The organism is Methylobacterium sp. WL18 (genome assembly GCF_008040015.1).
In the GTDB taxonomy this organism is placed as follows: domain Bacteria; phylum Pseudomonadota; class Alphaproteobacteria; order Rhizobiales; family Beijerinckiaceae; genus Methylobacterium; species Methylobacterium mesophilicum.
Genome location: NZ_VRVD01000651.1, coordinates 1 through 2,619 on the forward strand (window position 1 = coordinate 1; position 2,619 = coordinate 2,619).

The 2,619-nt window shown below is 69.5% G+C and carries 2 protein-coding genes and 1 pseudogene; all 3 read left to right on the forward strand.

From position 1 onward, the window contains the following. Positions 1–102: 102 nt before the first annotated feature. Positions 103–999, forward strand: coding sequence for an acetyl-CoA carboxylase, carboxyltransferase subunit beta (accD, locus tag FV228_RS26415; protein WP_147857239.1), 897 nt, complete (start codon positions 103–105; stop codon positions 997–999). A gap of 8 nt (positions 1,000–1,007) precedes the next feature. Continuing rightward, positions 1,008–2,333 (forward strand): folylpolyglutamate synthase/dihydrofolate synthase family protein, encoded by a 1,326-nt coding sequence (locus FV228_RS26420; RefSeq protein ID WP_147857240.1) that lies wholly within the window; start codon positions 1,008–1,010, stop codon positions 2,331–2,333. A 62-nt stretch (positions 2,334–2,395) separates the two neighbouring features. Then, positions 2,396–2,619: pseudogene (locus FV228_RS33815) on the forward strand (hypothetical protein); the annotation flags it as partial.

Here is a 2,619-nt window from a genome sequence, read left to right on the forward strand (position 1 = left end):
GCGCGGACCGGGCGGCCTGAACCCCGGATCACCGCGCGCCCTGGCGGCGGCGAACACGGCACCTGATATCAGCGCGAGCTTGAAGCGAACGGACGCGAGTCGATGGTCGAACCGATGAACTGGATCTCGGAGGTGGTGCGCCCCCGGATCAAGACCCTGTTCAAGCGCGAGACGCCGGAGAACCTCTGGGTCAAGTGCCCGGATACCGGCCAGATGGTGTTCCACAAGGAGGTGGAAGCCAATCACTGGGTGATTCCCGGCTCCGAGCATCACCTCAAGATGAGCGCCGCCGCGCGCCTCAAGATGATGTTCGACGAGGGCACCTGGATCGACGTGGCGCTCCCCGAGGTCGCCGTCGACCCGCTTAAGTTCCGCGACGAGAAGCGCTACGTCGACCGCCTGAAGGAGGCCCGGGCCAAGACCGGCCTGCAGGACGCGTTCAAGATCGGCTTCGGCCGGGTCGGCGGCCTGCCCATGACGCTGGCGGCGCAGGAATTCGGCTTCATGGCGGGATCGCTCGGCATGGCGGCGGGCGAGGCCTTCGTGCGCGGCGCCGAGACCGCCCTGGAGAAGCGTACCCCCTACGTGCTGTTCTCGGCCTCGGGCGGGGCGCGCATGCAGGAGGGGATCCTGTCGCTGATGCAGATGCCCAGGACCACCGTGGCCGTGCGCCGGCTGAACGCCGCACGCCTGCCCTACATCGTGGTGCTCACCAACCCGACCACCGGCGGCGTCACAGCTTCCTACGCCATGCTGGGCGACGTGCACCTGGCCGAGCCGGGCGCGCTGATCTGCTTCGCCGGCCCCCGGGTGATCGAGCAGACCATCCGAGAGAAGCTGCCGGACGGCTTCCAGCGGGCCGAGTATCTGCGCGAGCACGGCATGGTCGATCAGGTGGTCCACCGCCACGCCCTGAAGGAGACGATCGCACGGATCTGCGGCCTGCTGACCAACGCCGCGACGCCCGAGGCGCCGGCGCCTGCCCAGGCGGCGGCTTAGCCGGCGCCATGGCCTCCTCAGATGCCCTCATGGCGCGATTCCTCGCGCTCCATCCGCGCACCATCGACCTGTCGCTGGGGCGGATCGAGCGCTTGCTGGCCCGGCTGAACCACCCGGAGCGGCGCCTGCCGCCGGTGATCCACGTCGCCGGGACCAACGGCAAGGGCTCGACCATCGCATTCATGCGGGCGATCCTGGAGGCCGGGAGCCTGGCGGCGCATGTCTACACCTCGCCGCACCTGGTCCGGTTCCACGAGCGGATCCGGCTCGGCGGCATCGGCGGCGGCCAGTTCGTGGACGAGGATCGGCTGGCCGACGCGTTCTCACGCTGCGAGGCCGCCAATGACGGCCAACCGATCACCATGTTCGAGATCACCACGGCGGCCGCCCTGCTGCTGTTCTCGGAGAGCCCGGCCGACGTGCTGCTGCTCGAGGTCGGGCTGGGCGGCCGGCTCGACGCCACCAACGTCATCGCCCAGCCGGCCTGCGCGGTCGTGACCCCGATCGGGCGCGACCATGCCGAGTATCTCGGCGACACGGTCGAATCGGTGGCGGCCGAGAAGGCCGGGATCTTCAAGCGCGGCTGCCCGGCTGTGATCGCGGCGCAGGATTATGCCGAGGCGGACGCCGTACTCTGCCGGCACGCCGAAGCCGTGGGCGCGACACCGATCCGGGTCGGAAACCAGGATTTCTCCGCGCACGACGAGCGCGGCCGCATGGTCTACCAGGACGAGACCGACCTCTTCGACCTGCCCCGTCCGCGACTCGCCGGGCGCCACCAACTGGTCAACGCCGCCACCGCGATCACGGCTCTGCGGGCCGCCGGCTTCGGCGATATCGGCAACGCCGCGTTGGAGCGGGGCCTCACCGAGGTCGATTGGCCCGGCCGTCTGCAGCGGCTCGGTCGTGGGCGCCTCGCCGCCCAGCTCGACCCCGGCGCCGAGCTTTGGCTCGACGGCGGTCACAACATCGACGGCGGCCGGATCCTCGCCGCCGCCATGGCCGATCTCGGCGAACGCAGCGACGTGCCGCTGGTGCTGATCGTCGGCCTACTGAGCACCAAGGACGCTGACGGCTTCCTGCGCAACTTCGTCGGGCTGGCCCGGGCGCTCATCGCGGTCCCGATCACCACCTCGATGGCGGCGCGGCCGGCGGAGGAGGTGGCGCGCATCGGCGAGGCCGTCGGCCTCTCGACCCGGACCGCCCCGAGCATCGAGGCCGCCCTGGGTCAAGTGAAGGACATTGCCTTCGAGCAGCCGCCGCGGATCCTGATCTGTGGTTCGCTGTACTTGGCCGGATTGGTGCTCGCCGCCAACGACACGCCCCCCGTCTGAGTCGCTCCGCGCCTTTGTCTTGAGCGCTGGCTTTTTCCGGCGTTTCAGTTAGCGACCCGGTAATGGTCGTCGATTCGCCGCATTCGGGGATGCGAATCGCCTCTAAAGGCTACGCTTTCCCTCCGCTGTGGCAGCGAAGCTACATCCTCATCAGGACCAATCGCCTAGCTTCGGCGGCGATCGGGCTTGTGCTGGGGATCACAGTAATGAAGACGCTTCTCACCTCTCTCGCGGCGTTCACCGCGCTCACCGCGGCAGCCTCCGCCGCCGACCTGCCGCGTCGCGC